Annotated in this window: 38 protein-coding genes and 1 tRNA gene; 9 read left to right on the forward strand and 30 right to left on the reverse strand. The window is 66.9% G+C overall.

Annotated features, from left to right (window positions below; all coding sequences use genetic code 11):
* The first annotated feature begins 62 nt into the window (after positions 1-62).
* The gene (gene ettA / locus ASV56_RS00415) at positions 63-1,718 is read left to right on the forward strand and encodes an energy-dependent translational throttle protein EttA (protein WP_062560313.1); all 1,656 of its coding nucleotides are present in this window, start codon (positions 63-65) and stop codon (positions 1,716-1,718) included.
* A 99-nt stretch (positions 1,719-1,817) separates the two neighbouring features.
* On the opposite strand, the gene ASV56_RS00420 is transcribed toward ettA, so the two are convergent.
* From ASV56_RS00420 to lysM, 4 genes are all read right to left on the reverse strand, one after another.
* Positions 1,818-2,033: a hypothetical protein gene (locus ASV56_RS00420; protein WP_062560314.1), complete on the reverse strand. Its 216-nt coding sequence runs from the start codon at positions 2,031-2,033 to the stop codon at positions 1,818-1,820.
* Positions 2,034-2,038: 5 nt separating this feature from the next.
* Complete coding sequence (locus tag ASV56_RS00425; RefSeq protein WP_062560315.1) at positions 2,039-2,851, reverse strand: hypothetical protein; 813 nt, start codon at positions 2,849-2,851, stop codon at positions 2,039-2,041.
* Positions 2,852-3,437: 586 nt separating this feature from the next.
* Positions 3,438-5,324, reverse strand: a complete 1,887-nt coding sequence (locus ASV56_RS00430; protein WP_062560316.1) for an acyl-CoA synthetase — start codon at positions 5,322-5,324, stop codon at positions 3,438-3,440.
* A gap of 129 nt (positions 5,325-5,453) precedes the next feature.
* A complete protein-coding gene (gene lysM / locus ASV56_RS00435) occupies positions 5,454-5,963 on the reverse strand; it encodes a peptidoglycan-binding protein LysM (RefSeq protein ID WP_062560317.1) in 510 nt (169 codons plus the stop codon).
* Positions 5,964-6,097: 134 nt separating this feature from the next.
* On the opposite strand from lysM, the gene ASV56_RS00440 reads away from it, so the two are divergent.
* A complete protein-coding gene (locus ASV56_RS00440) occupies positions 6,098-6,640 on the forward strand; it encodes a CAP domain-containing protein (RefSeq protein ID WP_253879799.1) in 543 nt (180 codons plus the stop codon).
* A gap of 24 nt (positions 6,641-6,664) precedes the next feature.
* Here the strand turns inward: ASV56_RS00440 and ASV56_RS00445 are convergent, their stop codons facing one another.
* The 5 genes from ASV56_RS00445 to tsaD are packed head-to-tail and all read right to left on the reverse strand — an operon-like array spanning position 6,665 to position 11,230.
* Complete coding sequence (locus ASV56_RS00445; protein WP_062560318.1) at positions 6,665-8,473, reverse strand: ABC transporter transmembrane domain-containing protein; 1,809 nt, start codon at positions 8,471-8,473, stop codon at positions 6,665-6,667.
* A 57-nt stretch (positions 8,474-8,530) separates the two neighbouring features.
* Positions 8,531-8,956 (reverse strand): EVE domain-containing protein, encoded by a 426-nt coding sequence (locus tag ASV56_RS00450; protein WP_062560319.1) that lies wholly within the window; start codon positions 8,954-8,956, stop codon positions 8,531-8,533.
* A complete protein-coding gene (locus ASV56_RS00455; protein ID WP_062560320.1) occupies positions 8,956-9,228 on the reverse strand; it encodes a YciI family protein in 273 nt (90 codons plus the stop codon). Before ASV56_RS00455 ends, ASV56_RS00450 begins: the two co-directional genes overlap by 1 nt.
* Positions 9,228-10,169: an NAD(P)H-dependent glycerol-3-phosphate dehydrogenase gene (locus ASV56_RS00460; protein ID WP_062560321.1), complete on the reverse strand. Its 942-nt coding sequence runs from the start codon at positions 10,167-10,169 to the stop codon at positions 9,228-9,230. Before ASV56_RS00460 ends, ASV56_RS00455 begins: the two co-directional genes overlap by 1 nt.
* Complete coding sequence (tsaD, locus tag ASV56_RS00465; RefSeq protein WP_062560322.1) at positions 10,166-11,230, reverse strand: tRNA (adenosine(37)-N6)-threonylcarbamoyltransferase complex transferase subunit TsaD; 1,065 nt, start codon at positions 11,228-11,230, stop codon at positions 10,166-10,168. Before tsaD ends, ASV56_RS00460 begins: the two co-directional genes overlap by 4 nt.
* A gap of 71 nt (positions 11,231-11,301) precedes the next feature.
* On the opposite strand from tsaD, the gene ASV56_RS00470 reads away from it, so the two are divergent.
* The 5 genes from ASV56_RS00470 to ASV56_RS00490 all read left to right on the forward strand — a co-directional run bounded on the left by ASV56_RS00470 (position 11,302) and on the right by ASV56_RS00490 (position 16,556).
* A complete protein-coding gene (locus tag ASV56_RS00470; protein WP_062560323.1) occupies positions 11,302-11,988 on the forward strand; it encodes a uroporphyrinogen-III synthase in 687 nt (228 codons plus the stop codon).
* A 117-nt stretch (positions 11,989-12,105) separates the two neighbouring features.
* Positions 12,106-13,533: a COG4223 family protein gene (locus tag ASV56_RS00475; RefSeq protein ID WP_062560324.1), complete on the forward strand. Its 1,428-nt coding sequence runs from the start codon at positions 12,106-12,108 to the stop codon at positions 13,531-13,533.
* Positions 13,534-13,545: 12 nt separating this feature from the next.
* Entirely contained in the window at positions 13,546-15,324 is a 1,779-nt protein-coding gene (locus ASV56_RS00480) for a heme biosynthesis protein HemY (protein WP_062560325.1), read from the forward strand.
* A gap of 51 nt (positions 15,325-15,375) precedes the next feature.
* Positions 15,376-15,451, forward strand: a tRNA-Thr gene (locus ASV56_RS00485).
* 139 nt (positions 15,452-15,590) lie between these two features.
* Entirely contained in the window at positions 15,591-16,556 is a 966-nt protein-coding gene (locus tag ASV56_RS00490; protein ID WP_062560326.1) for a tyrosine-type recombinase/integrase, read from the forward strand.
* Here ASV56_RS00490 and ASV56_RS00495 read toward each other — a convergent pair.
* The 18 genes from ASV56_RS00495 to ASV56_RS23290 form a co-directional block, all read right to left on the reverse strand.
* Positions 16,540-16,794: a hypothetical protein gene (locus ASV56_RS00495; RefSeq protein ID WP_062560327.1), complete on the reverse strand. Its 255-nt coding sequence runs from the start codon at positions 16,792-16,794 to the stop codon at positions 16,540-16,542. The genes ASV56_RS00490 and ASV56_RS00495 overlap by 17 nt on opposite strands.
* Before the next feature lie 34 nt (positions 16,795-16,828).
* Positions 16,829-17,014: a hypothetical protein gene (locus ASV56_RS23280; protein ID WP_156429017.1), complete on the reverse strand. Its 186-nt coding sequence runs from the start codon at positions 17,012-17,014 to the stop codon at positions 16,829-16,831.
* Complete coding sequence (locus ASV56_RS00500; protein WP_062560328.1) at positions 17,011-17,328, reverse strand: hypothetical protein; 318 nt, start codon at positions 17,326-17,328, stop codon at positions 17,011-17,013. The genes ASV56_RS23280 and ASV56_RS00500 overlap by 4 nt, the downstream gene beginning before the upstream one ends.
* Complete coding sequence (locus ASV56_RS00505; RefSeq protein WP_062560329.1) at positions 17,325-17,606, reverse strand: hypothetical protein; 282 nt, start codon at positions 17,604-17,606, stop codon at positions 17,325-17,327. Before ASV56_RS00505 ends, ASV56_RS00500 begins: the two co-directional genes overlap by 4 nt.
* A complete protein-coding gene (locus tag ASV56_RS23285; protein ID WP_156429018.1) occupies positions 17,603-17,785 on the reverse strand; it encodes a hypothetical protein in 183 nt (60 codons plus the stop codon). Before ASV56_RS23285 ends, ASV56_RS00505 begins: the two co-directional genes overlap by 4 nt.
* On the reverse strand, positions 17,782-18,204 hold the full coding sequence (locus ASV56_RS00510) for a hypothetical protein (protein ID WP_062560330.1): 423 nt from the start codon (positions 18,202-18,204) through the stop codon (positions 17,782-17,784). Before ASV56_RS00510 ends, ASV56_RS23285 begins: the two co-directional genes overlap by 4 nt.
* Positions 18,201-18,926, reverse strand: coding sequence for a hypothetical protein (locus ASV56_RS00515; protein ID WP_062560331.1), 726 nt, complete (start codon positions 18,924-18,926; stop codon positions 18,201-18,203). The genes ASV56_RS00510 and ASV56_RS00515 overlap by 4 nt, the downstream gene beginning before the upstream one ends.
* Positions 18,927-19,647: 721 nt before the next feature.
* A complete protein-coding gene (locus tag ASV56_RS00525) occupies positions 19,648-20,031 on the reverse strand; it encodes an HNH endonuclease (RefSeq protein WP_062560333.1) in 384 nt (127 codons plus the stop codon).
* The gene (locus tag ASV56_RS00530; RefSeq protein ID WP_062560334.1) at positions 20,028-20,528 is read right to left on the reverse strand and encodes an antitoxin family protein; all 501 of its coding nucleotides are present in this window, start codon (positions 20,526-20,528) and stop codon (positions 20,028-20,030) included. Before ASV56_RS00530 ends, ASV56_RS00525 begins: the two co-directional genes overlap by 4 nt.
* Positions 20,528-20,719: a hypothetical protein gene (locus ASV56_RS00535; protein WP_062560335.1), complete on the reverse strand. Its 192-nt coding sequence runs from the start codon at positions 20,717-20,719 to the stop codon at positions 20,528-20,530. The genes ASV56_RS00530 and ASV56_RS00535 overlap by 1 nt, the downstream gene beginning before the upstream one ends.
* Positions 20,716-20,910, reverse strand: coding sequence for a hypothetical protein (locus ASV56_RS00540; protein ID WP_062560336.1), 195 nt, complete (start codon positions 20,908-20,910; stop codon positions 20,716-20,718). The genes ASV56_RS00535 and ASV56_RS00540 overlap by 4 nt, the downstream gene beginning before the upstream one ends.
* Positions 20,910-21,398: a single-stranded DNA-binding protein gene (gene ssb / locus ASV56_RS00545; protein ID WP_062560337.1), complete on the reverse strand. Its 489-nt coding sequence runs from the start codon at positions 21,396-21,398 to the stop codon at positions 20,910-20,912. The genes ASV56_RS00540 and ssb overlap by 1 nt, the downstream gene beginning before the upstream one ends.
* A complete protein-coding gene (locus ASV56_RS00550) occupies positions 21,398-21,988 on the reverse strand; it encodes an ERF family protein (protein ID WP_062560338.1) in 591 nt (196 codons plus the stop codon). Before ASV56_RS00550 ends, ssb begins: the two co-directional genes overlap by 1 nt.
* Entirely contained in the window at positions 21,985-22,173 is a 189-nt protein-coding gene (locus ASV56_RS00555) for a hypothetical protein (RefSeq protein WP_062560339.1), read from the reverse strand. Before ASV56_RS00555 ends, ASV56_RS00550 begins: the two co-directional genes overlap by 4 nt.
* A complete protein-coding gene (locus tag ASV56_RS00560; protein WP_062560340.1) occupies positions 22,170-22,382 on the reverse strand; it encodes a hypothetical protein in 213 nt (70 codons plus the stop codon). Before ASV56_RS00560 ends, ASV56_RS00555 begins: the two co-directional genes overlap by 4 nt.
* Entirely contained in the window at positions 22,379-22,687 is a 309-nt protein-coding gene (locus ASV56_RS00565; protein ID WP_156429019.1) for a hypothetical protein, read from the reverse strand. The genes ASV56_RS00560 and ASV56_RS00565 overlap by 4 nt, the downstream gene beginning before the upstream one ends.
* Positions 22,687-23,037 carry a hypothetical protein gene (locus tag ASV56_RS00570; RefSeq protein WP_062560342.1) on the reverse strand — a complete coding sequence of 117 codons (351 nt, stop codon included), beginning with the start codon at positions 23,035-23,037 and terminating at the stop codon, positions 22,687-22,689. The genes ASV56_RS00565 and ASV56_RS00570 overlap by 1 nt, the downstream gene beginning before the upstream one ends.
* Entirely contained in the window at positions 23,034-23,201 is a 168-nt protein-coding gene (locus ASV56_RS23290) for a hypothetical protein (protein WP_156429020.1), read from the reverse strand. Before ASV56_RS23290 ends, ASV56_RS00570 begins: the two co-directional genes overlap by 4 nt.
* A gap of 292 nt (positions 23,202-23,493) precedes the next feature.
* Here ASV56_RS23290 and ASV56_RS00575 point away from each other — a divergent pair, with 292 nt between their 5' ends.
* Entirely contained in the window at positions 23,494-23,682 is a 189-nt protein-coding gene (locus ASV56_RS00575) for a hypothetical protein (protein ID WP_062560343.1), read from the forward strand.
* 392 nt (positions 23,683-24,074) lie between these two features.
* On the opposite strand, the gene ASV56_RS23295 is transcribed toward ASV56_RS00575, so the two are convergent.
* From ASV56_RS23295 to ASV56_RS00585, 3 genes are all read right to left on the reverse strand, one after another.
* Positions 24,075-24,731: a DUF3800 domain-containing protein gene (locus ASV56_RS23295; protein WP_172823714.1), complete on the reverse strand. Its 657-nt coding sequence runs from the start codon at positions 24,729-24,731 to the stop codon at positions 24,075-24,077.
* Positions 24,732-24,788: 57 nt separating this feature from the next.
* Positions 24,789-25,022 carry a hypothetical protein gene (locus ASV56_RS00580; RefSeq protein WP_156429022.1) on the reverse strand — a complete coding sequence of 78 codons (234 nt, stop codon included), beginning with the start codon at positions 25,020-25,022 and terminating at the stop codon, positions 24,789-24,791.
* A gap of 197 nt (positions 25,023-25,219) precedes the next feature.
* Positions 25,220-25,639: a helix-turn-helix domain-containing protein gene (locus ASV56_RS00585; protein WP_216635362.1), complete on the reverse strand. Its 420-nt coding sequence runs from the start codon at positions 25,637-25,639 to the stop codon at positions 25,220-25,222.
* On the opposite strand from ASV56_RS00585, the gene ASV56_RS23300 reads away from it, so the two are divergent.
* Positions 25,638-25,910: a helix-turn-helix domain-containing protein gene (locus tag ASV56_RS23300; protein WP_172823715.1), complete on the forward strand. Its 273-nt coding sequence runs from the start codon at positions 25,638-25,640 to the stop codon at positions 25,908-25,910. The two genes, ASV56_RS00585 and ASV56_RS23300, sit on opposite strands and share 2 nt — an antisense overlap.
* Positions 25,911-26,102: the final 192 nt, after the last annotated feature.

Below are 26,102 nucleotides of genomic sequence, written 5' to 3' on the forward strand. Positions count from 1 at the left end.
CTTTCCGCCCGTCTCGACTACATATCCGCGCGATTCACGGGTCTCAGAGACGGGGAAAGATCATGGCCTCCTACCAGTTCGTTTACCACATGGACGGGGTGTCCAAGACCTATCCGGGCGGCAAGAAGACGTTCGAGAACATCCGCCTGAACTTCCTGCCCGGCGTCAAGATCGGCGTCGTCGGCGTGAACGGCGCCGGCAAATCCACGCTTCTGCGCATCATGGCCGGCATCGACAAGGACTTCACCGGCGAGGCCTGGGCCGCCAAGGGCGCGACCGTGGGCTACCTGCCGCAAGAGCCGCAGCTGGACCCGGCGCTGAACGTGCGCGGCAACGTCATGGAGGGCGTCAAGGCCAAGCAGCAGAAGCTCGACCGCTACAACGAGCTGGCCATGAACTACTCGGACGAGACCGCGGACGAGATGGCGAAGCTTCAGGACGAGATCGACGCCGAGAACCTGTGGGATCTCGACAGCCAGATCGACGTCGCCATGGAGGCGCTGCGCTGCCCGCCCGACGACGCCGACGTGGACAGCCTGTCGGGTGGCGAGCGGCGCCGCGTGGCGCTGTGCAAGCTGCTCTTGGAACAGCCCGACATGCTGCTGCTGGACGAACCGACCAACCACCTGGACGCGGAAACCATCGCCTGGCTGCAAAAGCACCTGATCGAATATCCCGGCACCATCCTCTGCGTGACGCACGACCGCTATTTCCTCGACGACATCACCGGCTGGATCCTGGAGCTGGATCGCGGCCGCGGCATCCCCTACGAGGGCAATTACTCGGCCTGGCTGGAACAGAAGGCCAAGCGGCTGGAGCAGGAAGCGCGCGAGGACAAGGCCAAGCAGAAGACGCTGGAGCGCGAGCTGGAATGGATCCGCGCCGGCGCCAAGGCGCGGCAGGCCAAGCAGAAGGCCCGGATCAACGCCTATAACGAACTCGCCGGCCAGTCCGAGCGCGAGAAGCTGTCGAACGCCCAGATCATCATCCCGAACGGCGAGCGGCTGGGCAACAAGGTGATCGAGGTCACCGGCCTGAAAAAGGCCATGGGCGACAAGCTGCTGATCGAGGATCTGACCTTCAGCCTGCCGCCGGGCGGCATCGTCGGCGTGATCGGCCCGAACGGCGCCGGCAAGTCGACGCTGTTCAAGATGCTGACCGGGCACGAAAAACCCGATGCCGGCGAGATCAGCTATGGCGACACGGTGAAGCTGTCCTTCGTCGACCAGTCGCGCGATGCGCTGAACCCCGAGGCGACCGTCTGGGAGGAAATCTCGGGCGGGGCCGAGCAGATCGTGCTGGGCGATGCCTCGATGAACAGCCGCGCCTATGCCTCGGCCTTCAACTTCAAGGGCGGCGACCAGCAGAAGAAGGTGGGGCTGCTGTCGGGCGGCGAACGCAACCGCGTCCATATGGCGAAGCTCTTGAAATCCGGCGGCAACGTGCTGCTGCTCGACGAACCGACCAACGACCTGGACGTGGAAACCCTGCAGGCGCTGGAGGCGGCGCTGGAGGATTTCGCCGGCTGCGCGGTCATCATCTCGCACGACCGTTTCTTCCTCGACCGGCTCTGCACGCATATCCTGGCCTTCGAGGGCGACGCCCATGTCGAATGGTTCGAGGGCAACTTCGAGGATTACGAGGCCGACAAGGTCCGCCGCCTCGGCCCGGATTCGATCGAGCCGAAGCGGGTGAAATACAAGAAGTTCACCCGCTAGGACGCGAGCCTGGACCCTCCACCGCGCCGACAGGTGGCCGATCAGACGCGCAACACCGGCTTGACCCTGCACGGGTCAGGCCGGCCCGGTGACGGCGCCTCACTCGGGCGGCGCCTTGGGATCTTGGCGAAAGGCCAGGCGCCACAGCAGCGTGACGACGGCAGCGAACAGGCTGACCAGGCAGACCGCGACCAGGATCAGGAACAACGAGCCCCGGGACGTCTCCGGCCTGACCCAGGTGACAAGCCCGATCCCCAGCAGCAGCCCCGCCGCCCCCGACGCGCCCCCGATCTTGATGATGTCCAGCAGGTTCATCCCCGTCACTCCGGCATGATGCGGGCGCCCATGTCGTCGGCCCAGCCCTGCAATGCGATGCGCACGGCTTGCAGGTCCCAGCCCCGTTGCCAAAGCTCCGGGCGCCCCTCGATCTCTCTGGTCCAGCGTCGGAAGACGGTCTTCGCCTGCTCTTCCGTGCGCACATGGCTCATGTCGACGCGCAGCACATGGGCATCGGGCGAGCCATGTCCGCTGCCGGGGCTCCAGGCCAGCAGGAACGGGCCGCTGCCGTCGCCCAGGGTGCCGCCGACCTGCTCGGCCATGCGGATGGCCCGCAACCCCGCCAGCTGGCCATAGCCATCGACCGCCGCCTCGCAGGGTTCTGCCGGCGCCGCCTGCGTCAGCCTGTCGCCCAAGGCATCCTCCTTGACCGGCCAGACGGTGACCATCTGCTCGGACCGTGGCGTCGGGATCTGCGAGGCGTTGGGCAGGACGGCGACATAGGCCTTGCAGATGCTCACATGCCGGGCGCGGTCGGCCGGGGTCGCGAGGCTGGGAAAGGCCACGATGCCATAGGCGGCGAATTCCGCCGGCGGATACTGGCTGGGCCCGGAAAAGATGCGCGAGGCCCGCACCAAGGGCGCGCTGGGGCTGGGCTGGGCCGAGGCGGTCTGCTGGGGCGCCGCCGTGCTGGACCAGTCCGCCGAGCCTGCGACGGGCGCGTCGGCGGATACGCCGGGAAGAGTGACGATACCGTCAAGAACGGCCGCGCCGATGTCGTCGAGCGTGCAGCGGAAGTCGAAAAATCCGTCGCAGGCTGCGCGCGCCGCGGGCGTGCCGGCAAGCATGAAACCCATCGCAGCAAGAAATCTTACAAACCGCATGACACATGACCGAACGCGGAAAGTTGGGCTTGCTCCGATGCTAACCGAAATTCTCCTGAAAAGGGAGTCATTCCGGGCGCGGGAGAGGCGGCGGTCAGTTGACCCGAGCGCAGATCTCGAACGGGTTTCGCATCGGTTTCTCCGTCGTCCCCCCGTCCGGCGGTCAAGCCGCCCCTGCCGGACGCGCGACCCGGTGGCTGTCCCGTCTCTCGGCGGGGGTGCGCCCGGTGCCGGCCGATGCGCCCAGGACCGCGGCCGCCAGCCGCGCTTTCGGTCGCTGCCGACCAGCCCCGGATCAGCACAGGATTGCATCGCGTCCCTGCAAGGCCCCGCGCTGTCGGCATGGTCGCGCCAAGGCTAGAGCCTCCGCCAACGCTTGCCGGTCAGCGGCGCATCACATGCCCACCCCGGCCACGACCCGGACGCCGCCTGATCGTCCGACGCCCGGTGCACAGGCTGTGTACGCGCGGTGTACGCCGGGTGCATGGGTCGATCATTGAAAATCAATGCCTTGCTTCACGCAACGCCCGCAGCCGTTGCGCGCCAGCCGCAGGCGCGCTCAGCCCCACTCCCAAGGCCGGGTGAACCGGCCCAGGCAATCGGCCAGTGCCTGCTCGTCCACGCTGCCCTGCCGGACCAACCGCGCCACCAGGCCGCGCTTCTTGTCCTCGACCACCTCGGCCACCGTGACCGGCAGCCCGGCTCCGGCCAGGGCCTCGTCATAGACGCGCTTGATCGCCAGCTTGCGCAGGTCGGGCTTGAAGATCTTGCCCACCGCCGTCTTGGGCAGTTCGGGCAGCACCTCGATATATTTCGGCACCGCCGCGCGTTCGGGAATGTGCTCGCGGGCATGCTCCATCAGCGCCTCGACCGTGACCTCTGTGCCCGCGACCAGCTCGACATAGGCGCAGGGCAGTTCGCCCGCGAAACTGTCGGGCTGGCCGATGGCGCCGGCGAAGGCGACGGCGGGGTGCGACAGCAGCGCGTCCTCGATCATCGCCGGGTCGATGTTGTGGCCGCCGCGGATGATCAGGTCCTTGGCCCGGCCGGTGATCCACAGATAGCCGTCCGCGTCCAGCCGGCCCAGGTCGCCGGTGCGCAGGAAGCGGTCCTCGGCGAACAGGTCGTGGTTCTTGTCGGCCTCTGTATAGGTCGAGCCCTCGAAGACGCCGGGGTTGGCGACGCAGATCTCGCCGATCTCGTCCACGGCGCATTCCTGGAAGACGCGGTCCACCCGGCGCAGGATGCGGACATGGGTATAGGGCAGGGGGATGCCGACCGAGCCGACCTTCTTCAGCCCGTCCACCGGGTTCACCGACACCAGGCAGGTCGCCTCGGTCAGGCCATAGCCCTCGGCGATCTCGACGCCGGTGGCCGAGCGGAAGCGGTTGTAAAGCTCCATCGGCAGCGGCGCCGAGCCCGAGATCGCCGTGCGCAGCGACGAGACATCCGCATCGACCGGCCTCTGCATCAGCGCGGCGATGGCGGTCGGGACGGTGATCAGGAAGGTGGCCTGCCAGCGCTCGATCAGCTTCCAGAAATTGTCGAAGACGCCCTCGCCGCGATAGCCGGCCGGAGTGGGCATGACCAGCTGCGCCCCGGACATCAGGCAGGACATCAGGATCGGATAGGCGGCGAAGACGTGAAACATCGGCAGCGGGCACATCAGCACGTCGCGTTCGGTGAACAGCAATTCGGCACCCAGCCAGCCGTTGTAGATCATGCCCGACAGCTTGTGCTGCGCCACCTTGGGCGTGCCGGTGGTGCCGCCGGTATGGAAATAGGCGGCGACGCGGTCTTCGGGCGCCGGGTCGAACAGCAGCCGGTCGTGGCGCTGGGCGCTGGCGGCGGCCTCGAAATCCAGCACCCGGGCGTGGTGACGGGTCGACACCTTGGGCCGCATCAAGGGCACCAGCAGCCGCTTCACCCCGGTCAGGTAGCCGCGCAGGTCGACCTCCAGCACGGTCTGCAGGCCGGGGGCCAGCGCCACCGCCTGCGCCGCCTTCTGCGCAATGTCGGTCTTGGGAAAGCTCTTCAGCGTCACCAGCACCTTGGCGCCGGTTTCGCGCAGGATGGCCGCGATCTGCTCGGGGTCCAGCAGCGGGTTGATCGGGTTCACGATGCCGGCGGTGGCACCCGCCAGCAGCACGACCGGCGCCTCGAGGCAGTTCGGCAGCAGATAGGCCACCACGTCACGCGGGCCGATGCCCAGGCTGTGGAACAGGTTCGCGGTCTCGGTCACCCGCTCGTGCAGGTCGGACCAGGTCAGGCTGCGCGCCGGCGCCTTGGGGTCCGAGAAAAGCTGGAAGCTGATCGCGGGGCGCTGGGGATGGCGGTCGCGGGTCAGGGTCAGGGCCTGATGAATGGTCGCCGGCAACTGCCGTTGCGCATAGGGCATTTCCGCCTCGACCGCGTTGCGGTCTGCGACGTTCGCGAACCTGACCATTGAATCCTCCCAGAAATTCTCCCGGGGCGCGCCTTGGCCCCGCCTTGGAAAGCATGGTCCGAAAAGCAGCGCCGGGGCAAGTCGGGCCTTGCCCGCGGCGCGTGGAAACGCAGCGTCAGAGACGCCGCGTCAGGCCTGCGGAATGCGCAGCGTCTGGCCGGGATAGATCTTGTCCGGGTCGGTCAGCATCGGCTTGTTGGCCTCGAAGATTTCCTGGTAACGGCCTGCCTTGCCGAGGTATTTCTGCGAAATGGCGGAAAGCGTCTCGCCCTTTTGCACGGTGTGGAACACGGGCTTGGCACCGGCGGGGGCCGGAGTTTCAGTGCTGGCGCCCTCCAGCTCGACATGGGCGATGCCCTTGATGTTGCCGACGGCGAGGATCAGCTTTTCCAGCGTCTCCTGGTCGCGGGCCTGACCCGAGATCACCACGGTATCGCCGCGCAGCTTCAGGTGGACATCCTTGCCGGTCAGGCCAAGCGCCTTCAGCTCGGCCTTGAGCGCGGCGACCTTGCGGTCGGTGTCGCTTTCCGCGGCCTGCGCCGCGGACTGCCCTGCCGGCTGTGCCGGAGCCTCTTTCGCCTCGGCCTCGCTGCCGAACAGCGACTTTCCGGCGTCCTTCACGAAATCCCAAATGGCCATGACCACTCCTTTGGCTCGGATTGCATCACAACGGCAAAGATCCGCGCAAGCGGCGGTTCCATACAATTTTCAGCAATCGGAAGTTGTGAAACTGAACCGTCTTTCCTATTTTCCCCATGAAACAAGGGGATTCCATGCTGAACAAATTGACCAATTCGTTGGTTTTCATGGCCTTAATGGGCCTGCTCGCCTCGCCGGCCCTGGCCGAGATCCAGGTGCGGGTCTCGACCAAATCCGTCGCCTTCAACCTGGCGCGGCAAGGCGCGGTTTCCTGCTACCAGACGTCGGTGCGCGAAAACAAGGCAGCCGCCGCCGCGACCAATGCCACGCGGCAGGCGCGCGGGCTGGCGCCGCTGCGTGCCAATGCCGAGCTGGCCGAGGTTGCGGCCCGCCATGCCTGCGACATGGCGCGGCGCGGGGTGATGTCGCATCGCGGCAGCAGCACGAAGGGGCCGATGCAGCGGCTGAAGAACGACGGCTATCGGCCCAGCATCGCGGCCGAGAACATCGCCGCCGGCCCCTTCACGCAAGAGCGGGTGCTGCAGGAATGGAGCCGCTCCAGCGGGCATCTGGCGAATATCCTGATCCCGCAGATGCGCCATTACGGCATCGGCAAGGCCGTCGGCAGCGATGGCAAGACGGTGTTCTGGGCGGCGGTCTACAGCGCGCCGCGCTGAGCCCGGCGCGGCCGCCGGGGCCGCTCAGCCCTGCGGCGGCAGCGCGGACGCCTCTTCGGCGCCTTCGGTGAACTGCAGCCGCGCCAGCCGGGCGTAAAGCCCGCCCTGCGCGACCAGCGTGTCGTGCCGGCCCTGCGCCACGATCCGGCCATGGTCGAAGACGACGATGCGGTCGGCCTTCTTCACCGTCGCCAGCCGGTGCGCGATGATGATGGTGGTGCGGGTGCGGGCCAGTTCGTCCACCGCCTGCTGCACCAGCCGTTCGGATTCGGCGTCGAGCGCGCTGGTCGCCTCGTCCAGAAGCAGGATCGGCGCGTCGCGCAGGATGGCGCGGGCGATGGCGATGCGCTGCTTCTGCCCGCCTGACAGCATCACCCCGCGTTCGCCGACATAACTGTCATATCCCTCGGGCAGGAGCGCCAGGAACTCGTCGGCATGGGCGGCGCGGGCGGCGGCCTCGACCTCGGCGTCGCTGGCCTCGGGGCGGCCGAAGCGGATGTTCTCGCGCGCGGTGGCGGCAAAGATCACCGGGTCCTGCGGCACCAGCGCGATGGCCTGGCGGAAATCGGCGCGGGCCATGCTGCGCAGGTCGATGCCGTCGATGCTGACCGTGCCGGCATCGGGATCCCAGAAGCGCAGCAGCAGCTGGATCACCGTGGTCTTGCCGGCGCCCGAGGGGCCGACCAGCGCCACCGTCTCGCCCGGCGCGATGTCGAGCGTAATGCCCTCGAGCGCCGAGCGGTCGGGGCGCGAGGGGTAGTGGAAGGTCACGTCGTCGAAGCCGATGGCGCCCCTGACCGGCCGGGGCAGGGCCACCGGCGCGGCGGGATCGGTCAGGCTGTCCTCGTTCGTCAGCAGCTCGGTCAGCCGCTCGGTCGCACCGGCGGCGCGCTGCAGTTCGCCCCAGATTTCCGACAGCGCGCCGACGGCGCCGGCGACCATCACCGCGTAGATCACGAATTGCACCAGCTGGCCCACGGTCATCACGTCCGTCCGCACGTCGCGGGCGCCGATCCAAAGGACGCCGAGCACGCCCGAGAAGATCAGGAAGATCACGATCACCGTCATCACCGTGCGGGTCCGCACCCGGTCCAGCGCCGAGACATAGGAGCGTTCGGTCACCTCGTCGAAGCGCGCCCGGGTCGGGCCTTCATGGGTGAAGGCCTGCACTGTCTGGGCCGAGAGCAGGCTTTCCGAGGCCGCGCCCGAGGACAGCGCGATCCAGTCCTGGTTCTCGCGCGAGAGCTTGCGCAGCCGCCGGCCCAGCACGACGATCGGCACCACCACCAGCGGCACCAGCAGCAGGACCAGCCCCGAGAGCTTGGGCGAGGTCCAGACCAGAAGCGCCATGCCACCGATCAGGATCATGAAGTTGCGCAGCGCGATCGAGACCGAGGAGCCGATGACCGACTGGATCAGCGTGGTGTCGGTGGTGATGCGGCTGATGATCTCGCCGGTCAGCACGCGCTCGTAGAAGGCCGGGCTCATGGCGATGACGCGGTCGAACACCGCCTTGCGGATGTCGGCCACGACGCGCTCGCCGAGCCGCGTGACGAAGTAGTAACGCAGCCCGGTCCCCAGCGCGAGCAGCCCGACGATGGCCAGCGCCGCGCCGAAATACTGGTCGAGCAGATGCGCGCCGGCGTCGAAGCCGTCGACCACGCGGCGCACCGCCAGCGGCAGCACCAGGCTGATCCCGGCCGTCGCCACCAGCGCCAGCACCGCCACCGCGAGCAGTCCGCGATAGGGCCGGATGAAGGGCCAGAGCGCGCCGAGCGCGCCGATGCGTTTCGTGGTCGGACGGTCCACGATGACTTTCGGTCCGCGTGCCATGTCACCCCTCCTGGGCTTTTGCGCCTTGGTGCGTTTCGGGATTGCCGGGCGGGCCGGTCACAGCGGCTGCGTGCCGCCCGCCAGTTCCAGGATCACGTCCCATTCCGCATCCGAGACCGGCTGCACCGACAGCCGCGAATTGTTGACCAGGATCATGTCCTTCAGCCGCGGCTCGGCCTTGGCCTCGTCCAGCGTCACCGGCCGCCGGACGCGGGCCACCGCCTTCACGTCCACGCATTCCCATTTCGGGTCGTCGGCGGTCGAATCGGGATGGGCCAGCGCCACCACCTCGCAGATGCCCACGACCTCCTTGCCGATGTTCGAGTGATAGAAGAAGCCGCGCTCGCCCAGCTTCATGGCGCGCATGTTGTTGCGGGCCTGGTAGTTGCGCACGCCGTCCCATTGCTCGCCCCGCTCGCCCCTGGCGATCAGGTCGTCGAAGCTGAAGACGTCGGGCTCGGACTTGAACAGCCAATGCGCCATCAGCCGATCACCTTGCGCCATTCCACCACCTCGACCGCGCCGAAGACGCCGGCCTCGGCATAGGGGTCGTGCGCGGCCCAGTCGCGCACCTCGTCGAGGCTTTCGCCCTCGACCACGACCAGCGAGCCGCAGGGCTGGCCGTTCTCGATGAAGGGGCCGGCCAGCTCTACGCCGGGGCGCCGGCCCAGCCAGTCCAGGTGCTGCGGGCGCACGGCAAGGCGGGTCTCCAGCATGCCGGGGGCATCGCGGCAGATCAGGGCGAACAGGGGCATCATTCCTCCTTCAGCGGGCGGTTCAGCAAGATATCCAGCGCATGTTCCATGGCGACGCGGCCCTCGGCAAGCCCCGCGACCAGTTGCGAGACCGGCAGCTCGACCCCCAGCTTCGGGGCCAGCGCGGCGACGGCGCGGGCGGTGGCGGCGCCCTCGACCGTGGTGCCGGCGGCGAATTCGCGGCCCGCCCCCAGCGCCAGGCCATAGCGGAAATTGCGCGACTGTTCCGAGGTGCAGGTCAGCACCAGATCGCCCAGGCCCGAAAGGCCGGCCAGGGTCTCCGGCCGGGCGCCGAGCGCCGCGGCAAGGCGGGTCATCTCGGCAAAGCCGCGCGTCACCACGCTGGCTCGGGCGCTGTCGCCATAGCCCGCGCCGATGGCGGCGCCGGCGGCGATGGCGACGACGTTCTTCAGCGCCCCGCCCAGTTCGGCGCCGGTGACGTCGGTGGTGCGGTAGAGCCGCAGCGCGGTGGTGGACAGCTGGCGTTGCAGCGCCTCGGCCGCGTCCGGGTCGGTGCAGGCGAGCGTCAGCGCGGTCGGCAGGCCGCGGGCGATGTCGGCGGCGAAGCTGGGCCCGGTCAGCACCGCGATGGTGGCACGCGGGCAGGCCTGCGCGATCAGCGCCGAGGGGCCGGTCAGGGTGGCGAGGTCGATGCCCTTGGCGCAGCTGACCAGGCGGCGGCCGTCGAAGTGCTGCGCCTCGGCGGCCAGGAAGCTGCCCAGCACCTGCGCCGGCAGGGCGAGCAGCACGGTCTCGGCGGTGCAATCCGCCAGCCGGTCGGTCAGGTGCAGGCTGTCGGGCAGGGCGATGCCGGGCAGGCGCGGATTCTCGCGCGCCCTCCAGGCCACGTCGCGGCCCCAGAGCGTGACCGGCCCCTTCGCGGCCAGCACCACCGCCAGCGCCGTGCCGAAGGCGCCCGCGCCGATCACCGCAACGCTCATGCCTTGGCCCCCCGCTTGCCGGCGCCGAGCATCGGTGCGGCGGCCTGGTCCAGCGGCCAGCGCGGGCGCGCGGCCAGGTCCATGCCGTCGCGCTGGCCGGCGTCATGCGCCTCGATCCCGGCCCAGGCGATCATCGCGGCATTGTCGGTGCAAAGCCGCAGCGGCGGGGCCAGGAAGCGCGCGCCCGCCGCCTCGGCCACGGCTTGCAGCGCCGCCCGCAGGGTCTGGTTCGCGGCAACGCCGCCCGCCACCGCCAGCACAGGCGCGGGCGAGGCGGCCAGCGCCCGGCGGGTCTTTTCGGCCAGCACATCGGCCACGGCCTGCTGGAACCCGGCGCAGATGTCGGCGCGGTCCTGTTCGTGCAACCCGCCCTGGGCCGCGACCAAGGTATCGCGCTGGCGCAGCACGGCGGTCTTCAGCCCCGAGAAGCTGAGGTCGCAGCCGGGTCGGTCCAGCAGCGGCCGCGGCAAGGCAAAGCGGCGCGGGTCGCCCTGGGCGGCGGCGGCCTCGACCGCCGGGCCTCCGGGCTGCGGCAGGCCCAGGAGCTTCGCCACCTTGTCGAAAGCCTCGCCCGGGGCGTCGTCGATGGTGCCGCCGAGCCGGGTAAAGTCCTGCGGCCCGTCCACGCGCAGGAACTGGCAATGCCCGCCCGACACCAGCAGCATCAGGTAAGGATAGGCGATCCCGTCGGTCAGCCGCGGCGTCAGGGCATGGCCGGCCAGGTGGTTCACCCCGACCAGCGGCAGGCCCGAGCCCGCCGCCAGCCCCTTGGCCAGCATCACCCCCGCAAGCACGCCGCCGATCAGCCCCGGCCCGGCGGTGACGGCGATGCCGTCCAGCTGGTCCAGCCGCAGCCCGGCCTCGGCCAGCGCCTGCTCGACGCAGCCGTCCAGCTTTTCGGCATGGGCGCGGGCGGCGATCTCGGGCACCACGCCGCCGAAATCGGCATGCAGCGCCGTCTGGCCGGCAACCACCGAGGCCAGGATGGTGCGGTCGTCGCGCACCACGGCGGCGGCGGTGTCGTCGCAGCTGCTTTCGATGCCGAGAAAGATCCGTGCCATGCTTGTCCTTGTTCCTGCGCCGCCCCGGGCATAGGCAAGGGGGGACGTAACATCTTGCCCGGCCGAATGCCATGTCCCTTGCCGTCCCTGCCATACCGCCGCCCACGCTGCTTCTGACCCGGCCCGAGCCGGCGGCGCGGCGTTTTGCCGCAGCCGCCGCGCCGCTGGGCTTGCCGGTGCTGATCTCGCCGGTGCTGCGCATCGTTCCGGTGGCGCATGACGCCGGCCGGCTGGCGGCGGCCGAGGGGCTGGTCTTCACCTCGGTCCATGCGGTGCCGGCGGCGGGGGCCGGGCGCGGGCGGCCGGCGATCTGCGTCGGGCCGGCCACCGCCCAGGCGGCGCGGGAGGCGGGCTTTGCCGTGACCGAGGGGCCGGGCGATGCCGCGCGCATGCTGCCGCTGCTCCAAGAGCTTGGCCCGGGCTGGCTGCATCCGCATGGCGCCCATGTGGCCAAGGTTTTGCCGGTGCCGGGCGTCGTGGTCTATGACCAGCTGCCGCTGGAGCTGAGCCTGGCGGCGCGGGCTTTGCTGGCGGGACCGGGGCCGGTGATCCTGCCGCTGTTCTCGCCCCGCTCGGCGCGGCTGCTGGCGGGGCAGGCGGGCGGGGCACGGGCGGCGCTGTGGCTGGCGCCGATCAGCGCGGCGGCGGCGGCGGCCTGGAGCGGCCCTGCGGCGCGGGTCGCGGTCGCGCCCGATCCGGATGCCGGGGGCGTGCTTGCGGCCATCGAAACCCTGCTCGGCGCGGAACAAAGCATGTGAGGGCGGGTTGAGGCGCCACGCGCTGCCCACTAGACTTGTGGCGGGAGCCAGTGATGATAGCGGGTCCGGGCAGCGTCGCTTGCCCGTGTTCCGGCGCAGAAGGGAACGGGGAAGATCGTGAAACAGCCAGAAGCCAATTCCAGCGAAAACAAGGCCAGCCCCGACAAGGACTTGAAGAAGAAGGCCGTTTCCGGCCCGGTGATCGACAGCCACCCGGTCAGCGCCGGCGAGGCCACCGCCGCCGCCAAGCCCGAGCCGAAGCCGGCGGTCGAATCGAAGCTGGTCGGCTCGGGCGAGGGGCCGGGGGGTGCGGCGCCGAAGCCCCGCCCGGCCGAGGCCGCGCCTGCCGCTGCCGCCGCTGCGGCGACCAAGCCCGCGCCCGCCAAGCCCGAAATCGCGAAATCCGAGCCGGCCCGCGTCGAGACCCGCGTGGTCGAGGTGCGCAAGGCTGGCTTCATGCCCACGCTTCTGGGCGGGGTGATCGCCGCCGGGCTGGGCGCCGCCGCGACCTGGTGGGCGATCCCGCATCTGCCCGAGGCCTGGCGTCCCCCGGCCGAGCAGGCCCCGAACGAGGCCGCGCTTGCCGCCGCCCGCGACGCCGCGACCGAGGCTGCACGCACCGAGATCCAGGCCCAGGGCGATGCCTTTGCCAAGCGCGCCGGCGAGGCCGGGGCCGATGCCGCCCGCCAGGCCCTGGCCGATGCCGGTCCCGATCCCGAGGCGCTGAAGGCGCAGGCCGAGAAGCTCGCGGCGCTGGAAAAGACCGTCTCGGAGCTGGAGGCGCGTCCCGCCGTGACCCCGGTGGTCTCGGGCGAGGACAGCGCCGGCCTGCAGCAATTGCTTGATGACGTGAACGGCCGGCTGGCCGCGCAGCAGGCCCGCATCGACGAGCTGGCCGCGCGCGGCACGGTCGATCCCGCGCTGGCCGAGCGCATGCAGGGCTTTGCCGCCCAGGCCGAGGCGCTGCAGGACCAGATCGCCAGCGCCGCCGCCGAGGCCGAAAAGCGCATCAGCGCCGCGCAATCCCAGGCCAGCGCCTTGCAGGAAAGCGCCGATGCCGCCAATCGCCGCGCCCAGGCCGCCACCGCTGCCGCTGTCTTGCAGGCCGCCATCGAGACCGGCGGCCCCCGCGACCAGGCCCTGGCTGATCTGCAAGCCGCGGGCATCGAAGCCCCGGCCGTGCTGACCGGCGACGTGCCGACGCTGGAACAGCTGCGCGCCGATTTCCCGGCCGCCGCGCGCGAGGGTCTCGCCGCCTCGATCAAGCAGGCGCCGCAGGACGGCGGCGCGCTGGGGGCGATCGGCGACTTCCTGCGGGTGCAGACCGGCGCCCGCTCGGTCGAGCCGCGCGCGGGCGACGATCCCGACGCCATCCTGTCGCGTGCCGATGCCGCGGTGAAGGCCGGCGACGTCAAGGGCGCGCTGGCCGAGATCGCCGCGCTGCCGCAGGCCGGGCAGGATGCCATGTCGGCCTGGACCGCCAAGGCGCAGGTCTGGGTCGAAGCCAATGCTGCGCTGGCCGCCCTGGCCGCCGGCAGCTTGTAAGGAGTCCCTGGCATGCTGCTGTCGGCGCTGAAAATACTGATCTTCTTTGCCATCGTCCTGGCGATCACCCTGGGCGCGATCCAGCTTTCGGAAAGCGGCCAGGGCCTGAGCATGGTCTATGGCGGCACCGAATACACGCTGGGCCCGGTCCAACTGCTGATCGCGGTGCTGGTCGTGGTCGTGCTGGGCTGGCTCGCGGTCAAGGTCCTGGGCATGTTCCTGGCCTTCGTGCGTTTCCTGCTGGGCGACGAAACGGCGATCAACCGCTATTTCGCCCGCTCGCGCCAACGCAAGGGCTATGAGGCGCTGTCCGAGGGCATGCTGGCCGTCGCCTCGGGCGAGGGGCGGCTGGCGCAGGACAAGGCCGCCAAGGCCGCCAAGCTGCTGGACCAGCAGCATGTCACCGACCTTTTGGCCGCGCAGGCGGCCGAGGTCGCCGGTGACAATGCCAAGGCGGGCGAGATCTATCGCCGGCTGCTGTCGGACCAGCGCACCCGGTTCGTCGGCGTGCGCGGGCTGATGCGGCAGAAGCTGGCCGAGGGCGACACCGCCACCGCGCTGAAGCTGGCCGAGAAGGCCTATGCGCTGAAGCCGAAACATGCCGAGGTGCAGGACACGCTGCTGCAGCTTCAGACCCGCGAGGGCGACTGGAAGGGCGCGCGCGCCGTGCTGAAGGACAAGCGCCAGCAGGGGCAATTGCCCAAGGACGTGCATCTGCGCCGCGACGCGGTGCTGGCGCTCAAGGAGGCGTCCGAGGTGCTGGCCGAGGGCAGTTCGATCAGTGCGCGCGAGGCGGCGATCTCGGCCAACCGCGCCAGCCCCGACCTGATCCCGGCCGCGGTGCTGGCCGCGCGCAGCTATATCGCGCAGAACGACGCCCGCAACGCCAGCCGCGTCCTGCAAAAGACCTGGAGCGTGCGGCCGCATCCCTCGATCGCCGCCGCCTATGCCGAGATCGTGCCGGACGAAAAGCCCTCGGCCCGGCTGCGCCGCTTCGAGGAGCTGATGCGGCAGAACCCGGATCACGAGGAAACCCGGCTCTTGCGCGCCGAACTGCTGCTGGCGGCCGAGGACTTTCCCGGTGCCCGCCGGGCGCTGGGCGACCTGGCGACGAAGCACCCGACGGTGCGTTCGCTGTCGATCCTGGCCGCGGTCGAGCGCGGCGAGGGCGCGGACGACGCCGTGGTGCGCGGCATCCTGGCCCGGGCGCTGGTCGCCAGCCGCGGGCCGCAATGGGTCTGCGACAAGTGCCACAATGTCATGGCGGAATGGTCGCCGACCTGCGACAGCTGCGGCGGTTTCGACACGCTGACCTGGCGCGAGCCGGACAGCGCGGTCTGGACGGCGCCTGCCGCCGGCGGGGCCGAGATGCTGCCGCTGCTGGTCGGCGGCAAGGCACCCGAGGCGCCGGTGCCGACGCCTGCCATCGTTCCGTCGCCCGCGCCGGCCGCCGCGCCGGGCATGGTCGATGCCGCGCCCGCGTCGGGTCCCGGCCGGCCGGTCGCGGCCGAGCCGCTGGCCGAGGTCGCCAATGTCCAGCCCGGCATGGTGCCGCGCGAATCGGACTATCGCCGCCCGCCGCTGGTCGCGGCCGGGGCCGAGCCCGCGATGACCGTCACCGATCCCGAACCGGAACCCGAGCCCGCGCCGCCGCCGACCCCCTTGCACCGCCCCGAACCCGAGGCGCCGCGCAAGCCGGTGATCGCGAGCCAGGGCGACATCCTGCCCGTCAGGCCGGATGTCGAGCCGCCCGAGGAGAATATCGCGCAGGTGGTCGGGAAAAAACTCTGATCCCCCCTTTTCGCCTGCGCCGGAACCTGCTATCCGGCGCGGCACGAAGATGCCGGTGTAGCTCAGCTGGTAGAGCACGTCATTCGTAATGATGGGGTCGGGGGTTCGAGTCCCTTCACCGGCACCAGTATTTTCTTCCAGTTTCCGCGCTTAGCGGAAATATGCGGAAAATACTGGCTGCCAACGGCACTAGGCGCGGAAAGCTTCTTGCTGTTTCCAGCCAGATTTCGCATCCCTTTACGCACCATTTCCTCACGTGCGTAACCATGGCCAGCATCCGAAAGCTTCCGTCCGGGAACTACCGCGCCGAAGTCGCGAGACAGGGCGTCCGTTCGTCCAAGGTGTTCCCGACCAAGCAGGCCGCGAAGGATTGGGCGAGCCGTGAGGAGCAGTTGATCCTCAATAGCGAATCGGTCAAGAGCCAAACGCCGTTCGGTGACGTGATGGACCGCTATGCGCGCGAGGTATCCTCGACCAAGCGCGGCGCCCGGTGGGAAATCATCCGCATCGAGAAGCTGCGTAAAGAGGACCTGGCCAAAAAGAAGATGGCTGATCTGCGGGCGGCCGATTTCGCGGACTGGCGAGACCAGCGGCTGACCGAGGTATCCTCGGGGGCTGTGATTCGCGAAATGAACCTGCTGTCCGCGATCCTGACGCAGGCGCGTAAGGAATGGGGCTTGATCTCCAGCAACCCGCTGACCGATGTGCGGCGCCCGGCCGCACCCCCGGCTCGGGACAGAATGCCCACTGACGACGAGATGGAGGCGTTGGCCATCTCTGCCGGGTCCGACCTGGCCAACGCGACGGCACGGGCATTCCATGCTTTCCTTTTCAGCATCGAAACGGCCATGCGGGCAGGCGAGGTAGTTGGCCTGACGTGGGACAGGGTGGACCTGAAAAAACGCGTGGCGCGGCTGGACGTGACCAAGAACGGCACGGCGCGCGAGGTGCCACTGTCCAGCGAAGCTGTTCGGCTGCTGGAAGCCCTGCTGCGCAAGGACCCGGTGTTCGGCTTGACCTCGGCGCAGCTGGACGCGCTGTGGCGCAAGCTGCGGGACCGCGCCGGGGTGGTGGGGCTGACCTATCACGACAGCCGCCACGTCGCGATTGTTCGGCTGTCCAAGAAGCTGGACGTTCTGGCGCTGGCTCGGATGGTTGGTCATCGTGATATCCGACAGTTGCAGACTTATTATTCAGAGACGGCGGAAGAACTGGCTAAGCGCCTTGACTGACGCGGATCAGCAGCGTTCGCCCCTGCCGCTTGCTTTCCAGCTTCCCGGCCTTGACCAGGTTGCTGACGGTCTTGGTCGTGCGGCCGATCCTCTCGGCATATTCATGAGCCGTCACCCATTCCGGCATTGGCGACATGCGCACAGCCCGGATCTCCGCTGTCAGCGCGTCCAGTCTGGCATTGAGGCTCGCCAAAGCATCGGGATCGAAGGCAACCATCATTTTCGGCATCTCATCCATCACCCTCTCCCTGTCCTTGTCTGGTAGCGGGGCGTCATGGCTTTCCGTCCAGTTGTTCGTCGATCTTCCAGAACGCTTCGTCCATCTCGACAAGGCAGGGCACGTCGATCCAGACAGTTCCGCCGCCGGGCTTGTTGAACGCCTGCTGCAAGTGCTGCCGGTCGCTTGGCAGCCTGACGATGTAGCGCAGGTTCATCGTCGGTATCAGCGTCTCACTCATTCCTCGCTCCCCCTCTGCTGGCGGTAGGCGCGCAGGATGGCGAGCAAGAGGGCGAGGGCCGGCGTAGGCCCTTCCGCTCCGTGCTGCTCACCGATTTCACCGCGCGGCCAGACTGCCGCGTGAATGTTCCCATCATCGTTTTCGAGCGTGACGCTCCACCCCGGCAGCAGCGCCTTGTGCAGCGCCAGAGCGGCGTCGAGGGAGCCGTCATATGCTCCGATCACGTATGCGGCCTGATAGGCCGGAAAGGGGAGTGGGCGTGGCAAGGTCCCTCCCGCCCACACGTCATCGATCAGCTTATCCAGGTCACTCATCCCCGCCCTCCGCTGGTAAGCGCGGCGCGGGCGACTCGTCCGCAGTCGAAATACAGATCGCCGCAGCCGCCAGTCAGCGGGGCCGGGTATTTGCCCGTGTCCGCGTAGAATTGCAGCGCCTCCTCCAGCGCCCTGCACCGCTCGGATATGGCGTCGTAATCGCTGGCCAGCACCCATTGTCCCCATGGGTCTGCGACTGGAATAGCCTTGGCGTCGTCGCCAAAATCCGAGTCAACCTCCATGACGTAGCGCTCCACCAGTTCGCGCGTGTCGGTCATTTCAGGGGCTCCCGCAGAGTGATTTCCGTTCCGATGGCGTAAGCGTCAGCAGCCATTCGTAATTCCGGGCCGAGATCCGCCCATCCGTCTCGCGTGCTGGAAAAGAACGAGGGCCGCCCGTCATCATCAAGGCGAACCTCAACTCGTTCCGGTTCCCCGAATGCGGTTTTGTAGGTCATTTCAACTTCTCCATTTCGGCGAGGATGGAGTCATGTGCCTGCTTGGACAAACCGTGCCCCAGGGTCATGGTAAGCGCACGCTGCATACCCTCCCGCACCTTCTCGCGGCCATAGGCTTCAAGAGCGGCGTTGGCGTGGTCAGAGGCGAGGGCGCGGATGGCTTTCGCATGTTCCTGCCGGTCTGTAACCTCCAACGGAACCGTCTCGATATATTCCGCCACCGCATCGAATGCAGCCGCGACCTGAGCCCGCGCTTCGTCACGCTCGATTTCGGTATTCTCGGCGCGTTCCAGGACCGCTTCTGTGGTTTTCTTGGACAGGTCCAGCAGGTGCTTCAGCCGCCCGATCTCGGCGCGGGCTGCGGCGAGATCGGACTCGTATTGCACGAGCCGATTTTGCATTACGATAAACTCGCTCATTTGTCCGATCCTTTCAGGGCGCGCAGGGCGACGATAGCGTCTTCGAGACGGACCCATTGACTGCCGCAGGAGTATGTCGATCTTGATAGCGCCTCGATTGCAGAAATAGCCTCCGCGACCGTCTCGATGGGCTGGGGTGGGTGGGCGTAGAGAGGTTGAACCTCCCACCAAGACGGGCGACTAGTAAAGTGCTGCCATTCTTCGGATTCGCTCCTCCTTGCGCGCCACATCACCGCCACCGCCTCTTGCGCGGTCGGGGTTTCGGGGGTGCATTCGTAACAGCCAAAACCACCAACCGCTCCGCAGCGAGAGCATTCCTGCCCATCGGGCTGCGGGGCTGGCGTCATGGCGGCGAGGATGCGGCGCTCGTAATCGGCTTGCGCGGCGGCTTTGGCGGCTTCTGCGGTATCGAAGTAGCTGAAATCTCCCTCTACTCCACATAGCCGAAACTCACCTTCATGGAAGCACGATGCGGACGTAGCTATAGAATAATCGCCGCACTCACCCCTCCCGAAAAAACAGTCCGGGCCGTATTCTTCCCACTCCAGCGCCCGCACCTGCCCCGAGGCGCAGAGGTCGGCCCGGACGTAGGGCACGCCCTTGCCTGTCAGGTCGTAGCCCTCGAACTTCCCTCCGACGATGGAGTTCCCGTCCCCATCCTCCCAATCGGGCTCCACGCATGCCCAAATGCGCTCCGGCGCGGTGGTATTGTCAGCGGTCATGGCTGGCCTCCGTGGTGGGGGTGGAAGGTGGGGCAGGCAATGGGCGCCAATGCGTGACGCATGACGCCTTTACGCAATGCAGTCGTAGTGCGGGGGAGGATGTTCGCCACTCATCACAAATGTGATCATAATAGCAGGAGCAAATGCGCCGTCCGGTCCCGTCGCTATTGGAGACCCATATGTCGATCAGGCCATCCTTCGGCGCGGTGCTGATGTCCCGCCAGCCCTCAGCCTCCCGGCGGTCGAGGACCTCGCGGAGCAGGGCGGGCAGGAGCGCGATGGCCTCGGCGTTGGCGATGGTATTTGCCGCTGCCAGGTTGCGCATCTCATGGCGGATCTCATAGGGCCTGCCCGGTATAGGGCAGCACCCAACCTGCGTCGGCCAAGGGTGCCGTCCTGCTTTCCACGGCCCGGGCGTGATCGCCTTCGCCAACCGGGCCAGGTCTTCGGTGCTGGGGAGAGCGGTCATGCGGCACCGTGTTCCGCTTGAAGCGGTCGCCAGTGCGTCGGACGCATCAGAAAGCACATATCACTGTCACGGACGAAAAAACTTGCAAGGTCGAGCCTGCCGTTCTGGAAGATGCCCGTGGTGTCCCATCCAGGGCAGTCATCGCGACGGAGTTCAACGCGAACGTCTTTGGGCATCGAGGCGATAGGCTGCCAATCAGTCGCCGGCCCTCCGGCCTCGGTGCTCGTATGGGGGGTGGGGTTGGTCATGGGGTCAAGCCTCCTGATCGCGGCGGACAACAGTCCCATCCGCGCGTTTCTTCCACGGGCTAGCCTTGCTGCCCGGAACGATGGTTTTGGGTTGCCAGATGCCGAGATGCTTCTTCCGCACCCGGTCGTCCTTGGCGCGGGTTTTCACGTCCAGCGCGGTCTTTTTGCGGTGCTCGGCACGAAGGACAGGCGCGAGATTGCTTTCCCGATTTTCTCCGCCGTTGCAGAGCGCCAGTTTGTGATCCAAGTCCCATTGGTCGCCCGGCATGATCTTGCGGCCGGACAGGTAGCACCTGCCGCCATGAGCATCGAAAACCCGAAGGCGAACCCTGGGCGGCGCCGGCGTGTCGTCGGTCTTGCCAATCCACTCATCGACGGCGCGGCTCATGCTGCGCCTCGCAGGGCTGATGCGGTCACGCCGATCTGCGCCGCCATCCAGTCCAGGATCGCGGTCTTGCTCTCCTGGAACCGCTTGCCGCCCATGCTGCGCATCGACTGGCTTTCTGGCGTCCAGATGGTCAGGATAGGCCCGCGAACCTGACCGATGGCATATCCTTCGGCGCGGGCCTCGGCCCGAACCAGCTGCGCCTTGATCCGTTGTGCCGTCGCGTTGGCCCCGCAGTCCAGTGTATAGGACTGGTGGAAACCCGTTGCGATCAGAGCGTGCTTGCGCATCGTCTCTGGTGTTTCGGCCCATGGGGCGGATTGCAGGTGCTCGGGAAGGTTCTGCCATGCCTCTCGGACGAAAGCGAATTGGTGCCGATGGCTGTTGAGGCTGCGGCCGCGCTCGATGATAACCGTGACCAGCTCCCCCTGCGCCAGATCGGGCAGGTTGTTCGCCAGCAGGCGCAGCGTGCCATCCTCGAAGCGGGCGCGGTATTCCATCACGCCACCCCATGATCCTTGAACCGAGCGTCCCAGACCTTGCGCACGGCCTTCTCGTCAATCGACAGGGTGTAGGCAGTTGCGGTGATCATCCATGCCGGATCTTCGGCATGGTCAGCGTTCAGCGCGATCAGGTGATAGAACTCGTCTACGATGCGCTGTTCCTGGCGGGCTTTGGCGAGAACGGTCATTGGCGCGCCCTCATCCGAGCCAGGGCGCGGGTCAGGTCCATGCTCGCCCGCCGCAGCGCGCCACTCTCGGGGCTGCCGCATTCGATAGCAGAGAAATCGCCGTCCTCCTTGGCCTTGTCCATCAGGTCAGCGATGCGCGAAAGGAAACGCTCGGCTTCGGCTTCTGCCTCTTGGATGCGTTGACGGTTCATCAGACCCTCCACTCCATGAGGAATGGAATCGAATCATCGAAATCCGGGCGCCCGCTCGGCTGGCTGCTGGGCGAGCCGCCAGCCCCGTAACCGCCGCCGTAGCTGGTGCCGGTGTCGCGCTGTTGGCTGTCAGCCGCCTTGCCGTCCAGCATGGTCAATTCGCTGCGGAACGGGCGCAGCGCGACTTCGGTCGTGTAGCGGTCATTGCCGCTCTGGTCCTGCCATTTGCGGGTTTCCAGCTGGCCCTCGACATAGACCTTGCTGCCCTTTTTCAGGTATTGCTCGGCGACGCGGACCAGGGGCTCGGAATAGATGGCGACGGTGTGCCATTCCGTGCGTTCCTTGCGCTCGCCGGTGTTGCGGTCCTTCCACGTTTCCGAGGTGGCGATCCGCAGGTTGGCGATCTTGCCGCCGTTCTGGAAGCTGCGGATTTCGGGGTCTTGACCCAGATTTCCGATCAGGATCACCTTGTTGACGCTGCCTGCCATTACGCGGCCTTTCCTTGCTTCTTGGTTTCGATTTCGGCCTCGACCTGCGCCGCCAATTCGGGCGCAGTGGCACGCAGCTTCGCCAGATCGGCTTGCAGGCGCCGGTCGTTCCATGCGGCCTCGCCATGCTGGCGGATGGCGGCGATCATGCTGTCAGCGGCGCTTTGATCGGCCTTGCTGGCTCCGGCAGGAGCGCGGTTCGCGGCCTGCTGCCGAGGCGAGGCTTTCGTCGCTTCCCCGTCGTCGTCCTCGGGCGCGAGCCCGGCCATGCCCAGCAGTCCATACCGGCGGGCGTAGGTGATGGCAGAGCCGACGCCCTGCATGTCGTTTTTGCCGACGACCAAATGGACCCGGCTGGTGAACGTGTCGCCGCTGGCATGGGCGAGCACCGTCTCGACATACTGCCCGCGCTCGTCAGCCCCACAGGGCTGCATGATCGCGAAGCCGTTGGCGTGGAGCGCGTCAAAGCAGGCTTCCATCACCGATCCCAGATCGGCATAGTTCGATTTCAGGTGCGGGTTCTTGGCGTTCTTGATCGCCTTACCCATCTCGGTCTGGGCCTTCGCCAGCGCCTTGATTGCGTCGCTCATGCCGCAGCCCTTTCATTGAGATAGCCCAGCCCGAAATCAGCGGGCGGCGACGTTTTTTCGGTCAGCAGATGCCCGGTGTATGACCGCCAGATCCGCCATGCAGCGCGGGTGCGCCAATCCCATTCATAGGAGCCGGGTCGGAAGGCCTCGCGCTCTTTCAGGAGTTCTTGCGGTGTGAAGTTCATTCCATGTCCCCCGCGAATTCAGCGCACATCTCGCAAAGCGACGGATCGTCCTTGCTCTGGCGGTGCCGGGGGTCGCAGTCCTCGTTCTCGTCGTCCTCCCAGAAGTCCGACCCGCAGCAGCCGCACTGGTAGTGGTCGGATGGCATGTGGAAGGCATCGTAATGCGCATCAGCCGCGCGCATGTTGCCGTCGAGACGGTGCCACATCATGCCGCCACCTCCGACTGCACGTAGCTTTCGGCGCCGGTCCCCATGCAGTCCGGGCAGGACACGCCGTCGAACTGCTTTCGGCCTTTGCACAGGTGGCAATACTGGTCGCTCCACGGGGCTGCGAAATACTGGACGTTTTGCAGCGTCCGCTTCATCTCACGCTCGACAAGCTCCTGGATCAGGCTCTGCTCGCGCTCGAAATCCTCGGGATCGATGGGCGGATATTCCACGTCGTCGCGGTGGCCCTGCCATCCTTCGTCGTAGCGGTCGGGGTTGTAGGACTCATCAAGGAAGCTCCGGGCCATCACAGCCACCCCGCGACGATGGACCCGCCCCAGCGGATCAGTTGCGCGGCCAGCGTCGGGCCGAACCAGATGATCGCGGCGGCGGCGCCCAGCCAGCAAATGAACAGGCCGATGGCGGCGTTGCGGACGGCTACCGGATCGCGCAGCAGGTGCTCGTCGCGCGCCATAGCCTCGATGCGCAGCGCCTGTTGCAGCTTCGTCGCGCGATCAACGTCCATCCAGTCGCCGTGCATGACGGCATAGGCGCAGGCATTGGACAGGACGGCGTCGGAATACAGGTCGGGCCGGGCCATCACATTGCGCGCTTCGGCAAGGGCGGCGCTGACGAATTCGGCGGGCTGGTAGGTCATTGGGTCACCTCGAAGCCAGCCGGCAAGCTGATCGGCGAGGACCAGGGCGGCGCAACCAGCGTGGTGCGCTCGGACAGGATCAGGTGGCGGATCTCGTCGGCGACGATGGGATTGTCGAGGCAGAGGCCAGCGATCAATCCGGCGGGGGCGGCAGGCGTATGCATAGCAGGGGGTGTTCCTCTCGGTTGGTGGCCGGCGGCTCGTGTGTCGCACCGGGTATGAGAGAATGTCACATATTGCGACAAAGCTGTCAATAGGAAATGTCGCAACTTGTGACACTGGACGCGCCGCCCATCCCCCATGCTATCCTGCCCCAGCCGGCGCGGTGCCGGCGGACAGCAAAAAGCCCGCCTGATTCGGGCGGGGGGAGAAACGATTTCGTGCGGTTGGCGCCGTTCTGTGCTACAAGGTGTCATCCGGGCGATATCCTCGCCCTGGTGCTATGGAGGACCTGCCATGGTCCGAGAAAATAAGATCCCGCAAACCGAGGCCCAGATGCTGCAAACGGCAGTGGATGGCATGGACAACGAGGGCGGCCCGGGCAACGCTACCAAAGTCAAACGCGACAAGGAAAGCGCGGCACAGGCTGCGCACGACGCCAAGGTCGATGCCTGGAACAAGGGATACGAAGCCTTGGCCGACTAGCGGCGCGTTCATGGGCAAGTCGGCGGCGGGGGAAACCTCGCCGTTTTTCGTTCACGGGATGAAGAAGTTCTGCGCGAGGCGGGGCGGTCTCGGGAAAGCCCCTGCCGCGAGTCGGGTGAAGCCTCGGGCAGGGGCTGCCGCGCAAGGTTACGATTATGCGAGGCAGGGAGGCACGCGCGGGGCGGCAGGCGGTTCCGAGCATGAAGAAGACCCGCCGAAGCGGGGCTGGGCGGCGTTCCAAAATGGTCCGAAACGGCCCTATGTGGCCCAGAATCGTTGCATTGGGCGGCGTGATCGGCTATATTTCAGATGCGGCCCTTGCTCAGTGACAAGCCCCCTCGGGCGCTTCCTTCGGGATAGCTGAGATTGCGGGCCGCAACTTTTTCTGGGGCTTAATAGTAGTGCTTAGCCCCCATTCTCCACAGATCATATTCAGTTTTGATCTTGTTGGAGATCAGATCGTAAGCCCAAGTATCGCCCCTCTCCCACTTCCGTTGGATAGCCCACGCGCAGTAGTCAGCGATTTGCAGGCACGGCTCCGCGGCTGCGCGCGGAAAGGATGTAGCCCACTGTTGACGTTGAACGATCTGTTGGATCACGTCATTGACGGCAGCGGTATAGACAGCTTGGCCCTTTTTGGTTCCGAGGGCTGCCGCGAATATGTGAGCTTCGGTAACGCCAGCTAGCAACGCGGGCCCCACGTGCTTGAAGTGGTAAAACCAAGCGTATTTGTAGAACGTGTCCGGGCTTTTTCTGGTGTGTGGTTGTGCTTTAGATTTCTCGAGGATGGTAACATCTATACGAAAATCTTGCCCAGAAAGAAGGCTAAACACTTCGCGGCGAACGTCATTCTTATCTGCTGTCGCATGGAGTTGCTCTCCTACTGGAAGCCCTCTCCATGCCATGTCCCGCCTGAGCGCCAGCATCTTGTCGCCTGCTTCCCATGAGGGAAGGGACACCGTGCAGACCATGAAGTAACGACTTGCGCGGTCATTCTTGCAAAACGCAAAACATCCCGCTTCATCGGAAAAAATTAGGGCGCGACTCATCACCTAAGACGATACCGTGTCGCCAAACCCCTTTCAATGACTCCCAAATCCTGTTCCTCACCCCTCCCACTCCCTCAGCATATCCGCCCAGTCGCACAGCATCCGCTCGGCGCCGTAGTCGCCTTGGCGGTGGCGTTCCTCGGCCGCTTCCAGAAGCAGGAAGGGCAGGGCCTTCATCTCCACCGCGCCCGGGTTCTCGGCCAGGGACCGCACCAGCCCCAGCACCACGCGGGCCGCGATGGCGATCTGCTCGGCGTCCTCGGTGTTGGGGTCGTGGTTGGGGTCGGGCACCTGCAATTTCCCTAGCTAAAGCAAAGCGCAAGCAGCGTTGCAACCTGCGCGACACCTTTGCCTCATTGACCGGCTGGCGGATTCTTGCCTAGTCTGACGTTCACGGTTCGTTCTGGTCGGAGGGGAGGATAAGGGGATGGTTAGGGAGGAAAGAATGTTGCGTGCCCTCCGTGGGATGAGCGAGCACGACAGGGTTCTCATTGATCTTCTTGCTCGTCGCCTTGGTTCTTCGCCTCAAGGGCCTCGGCAATGCGAAGGAGGGCGTCAGCATCATCGCCGCGCAGGCTGCGAAGAATGCCAACGATCCTCCGTTCCCTCGGGTCCGTCTCAAACAGATCCTCCGGGGCCACGTCAAGAGCCGCAGCGATAGCGTTTAGGCGGAGCGTGTTGGCGGGCCTAGTCTCCGCTTCGATCATCGCAAGTTGCGACCTGGACACGCCAGACTTTGCCGCAAGAACCTCCTGCGTCCAGCCCTTAGCATTCCGTAACTGTTTGATCCGCAAAGCCATGGGCTTGGTATAGAATTTCCAAACGCCAAAGGCTTGCCCGTAATAGTGACACGGAGGCGGGTGTTCGCTTGACATGATTGTCGCAATATGTGACATAATTGGCGACATGAGCACCCTTTCCGAATACATCAAGGCCCAGCCTGAAAAAACCAGAACACAGTGGGCGGAATGCTTCGGTATCTCCCGCCCCTACCTGTATTCCCTGATGGATGGAACCCGGCAGCCGAGCATTGATGTTGCTCAGCGGATCGCAAGGGCAACCGGCGGAAAGGTTCCCGTGACGGCATGGCCGAACATGGCCGCTATCGTCTCCGCCGCCTTCCCCGCACGTCAACCCCGCCCCGGCAAACCTGCCTCTAAGGGGAGGGCGTCGGCATGATCTTCATCCTCGGATACCTCGCCTGCTGTTTTGCCCTCGCTCTCTTGCTGCTGGCGATGATGGGGGCGGTGTAATGCCGTGGCTGGTGTCCAACACATCTGCGGCAGGTGCGGAGAGCCGGCATGGCACGGTTTTCGACCGCCTTATGGTAGGGCTGACCGAGGCTCTTTCTGGGCGTGTCGTGATCACCGT

Source organism: Paracoccus aminovorans (assembly GCF_001546115.1).
Classification (GTDB): Bacteria; Pseudomonadota; Alphaproteobacteria; order Rhodobacterales; family Rhodobacteraceae; genus Paracoccus; species Paracoccus aminovorans_B.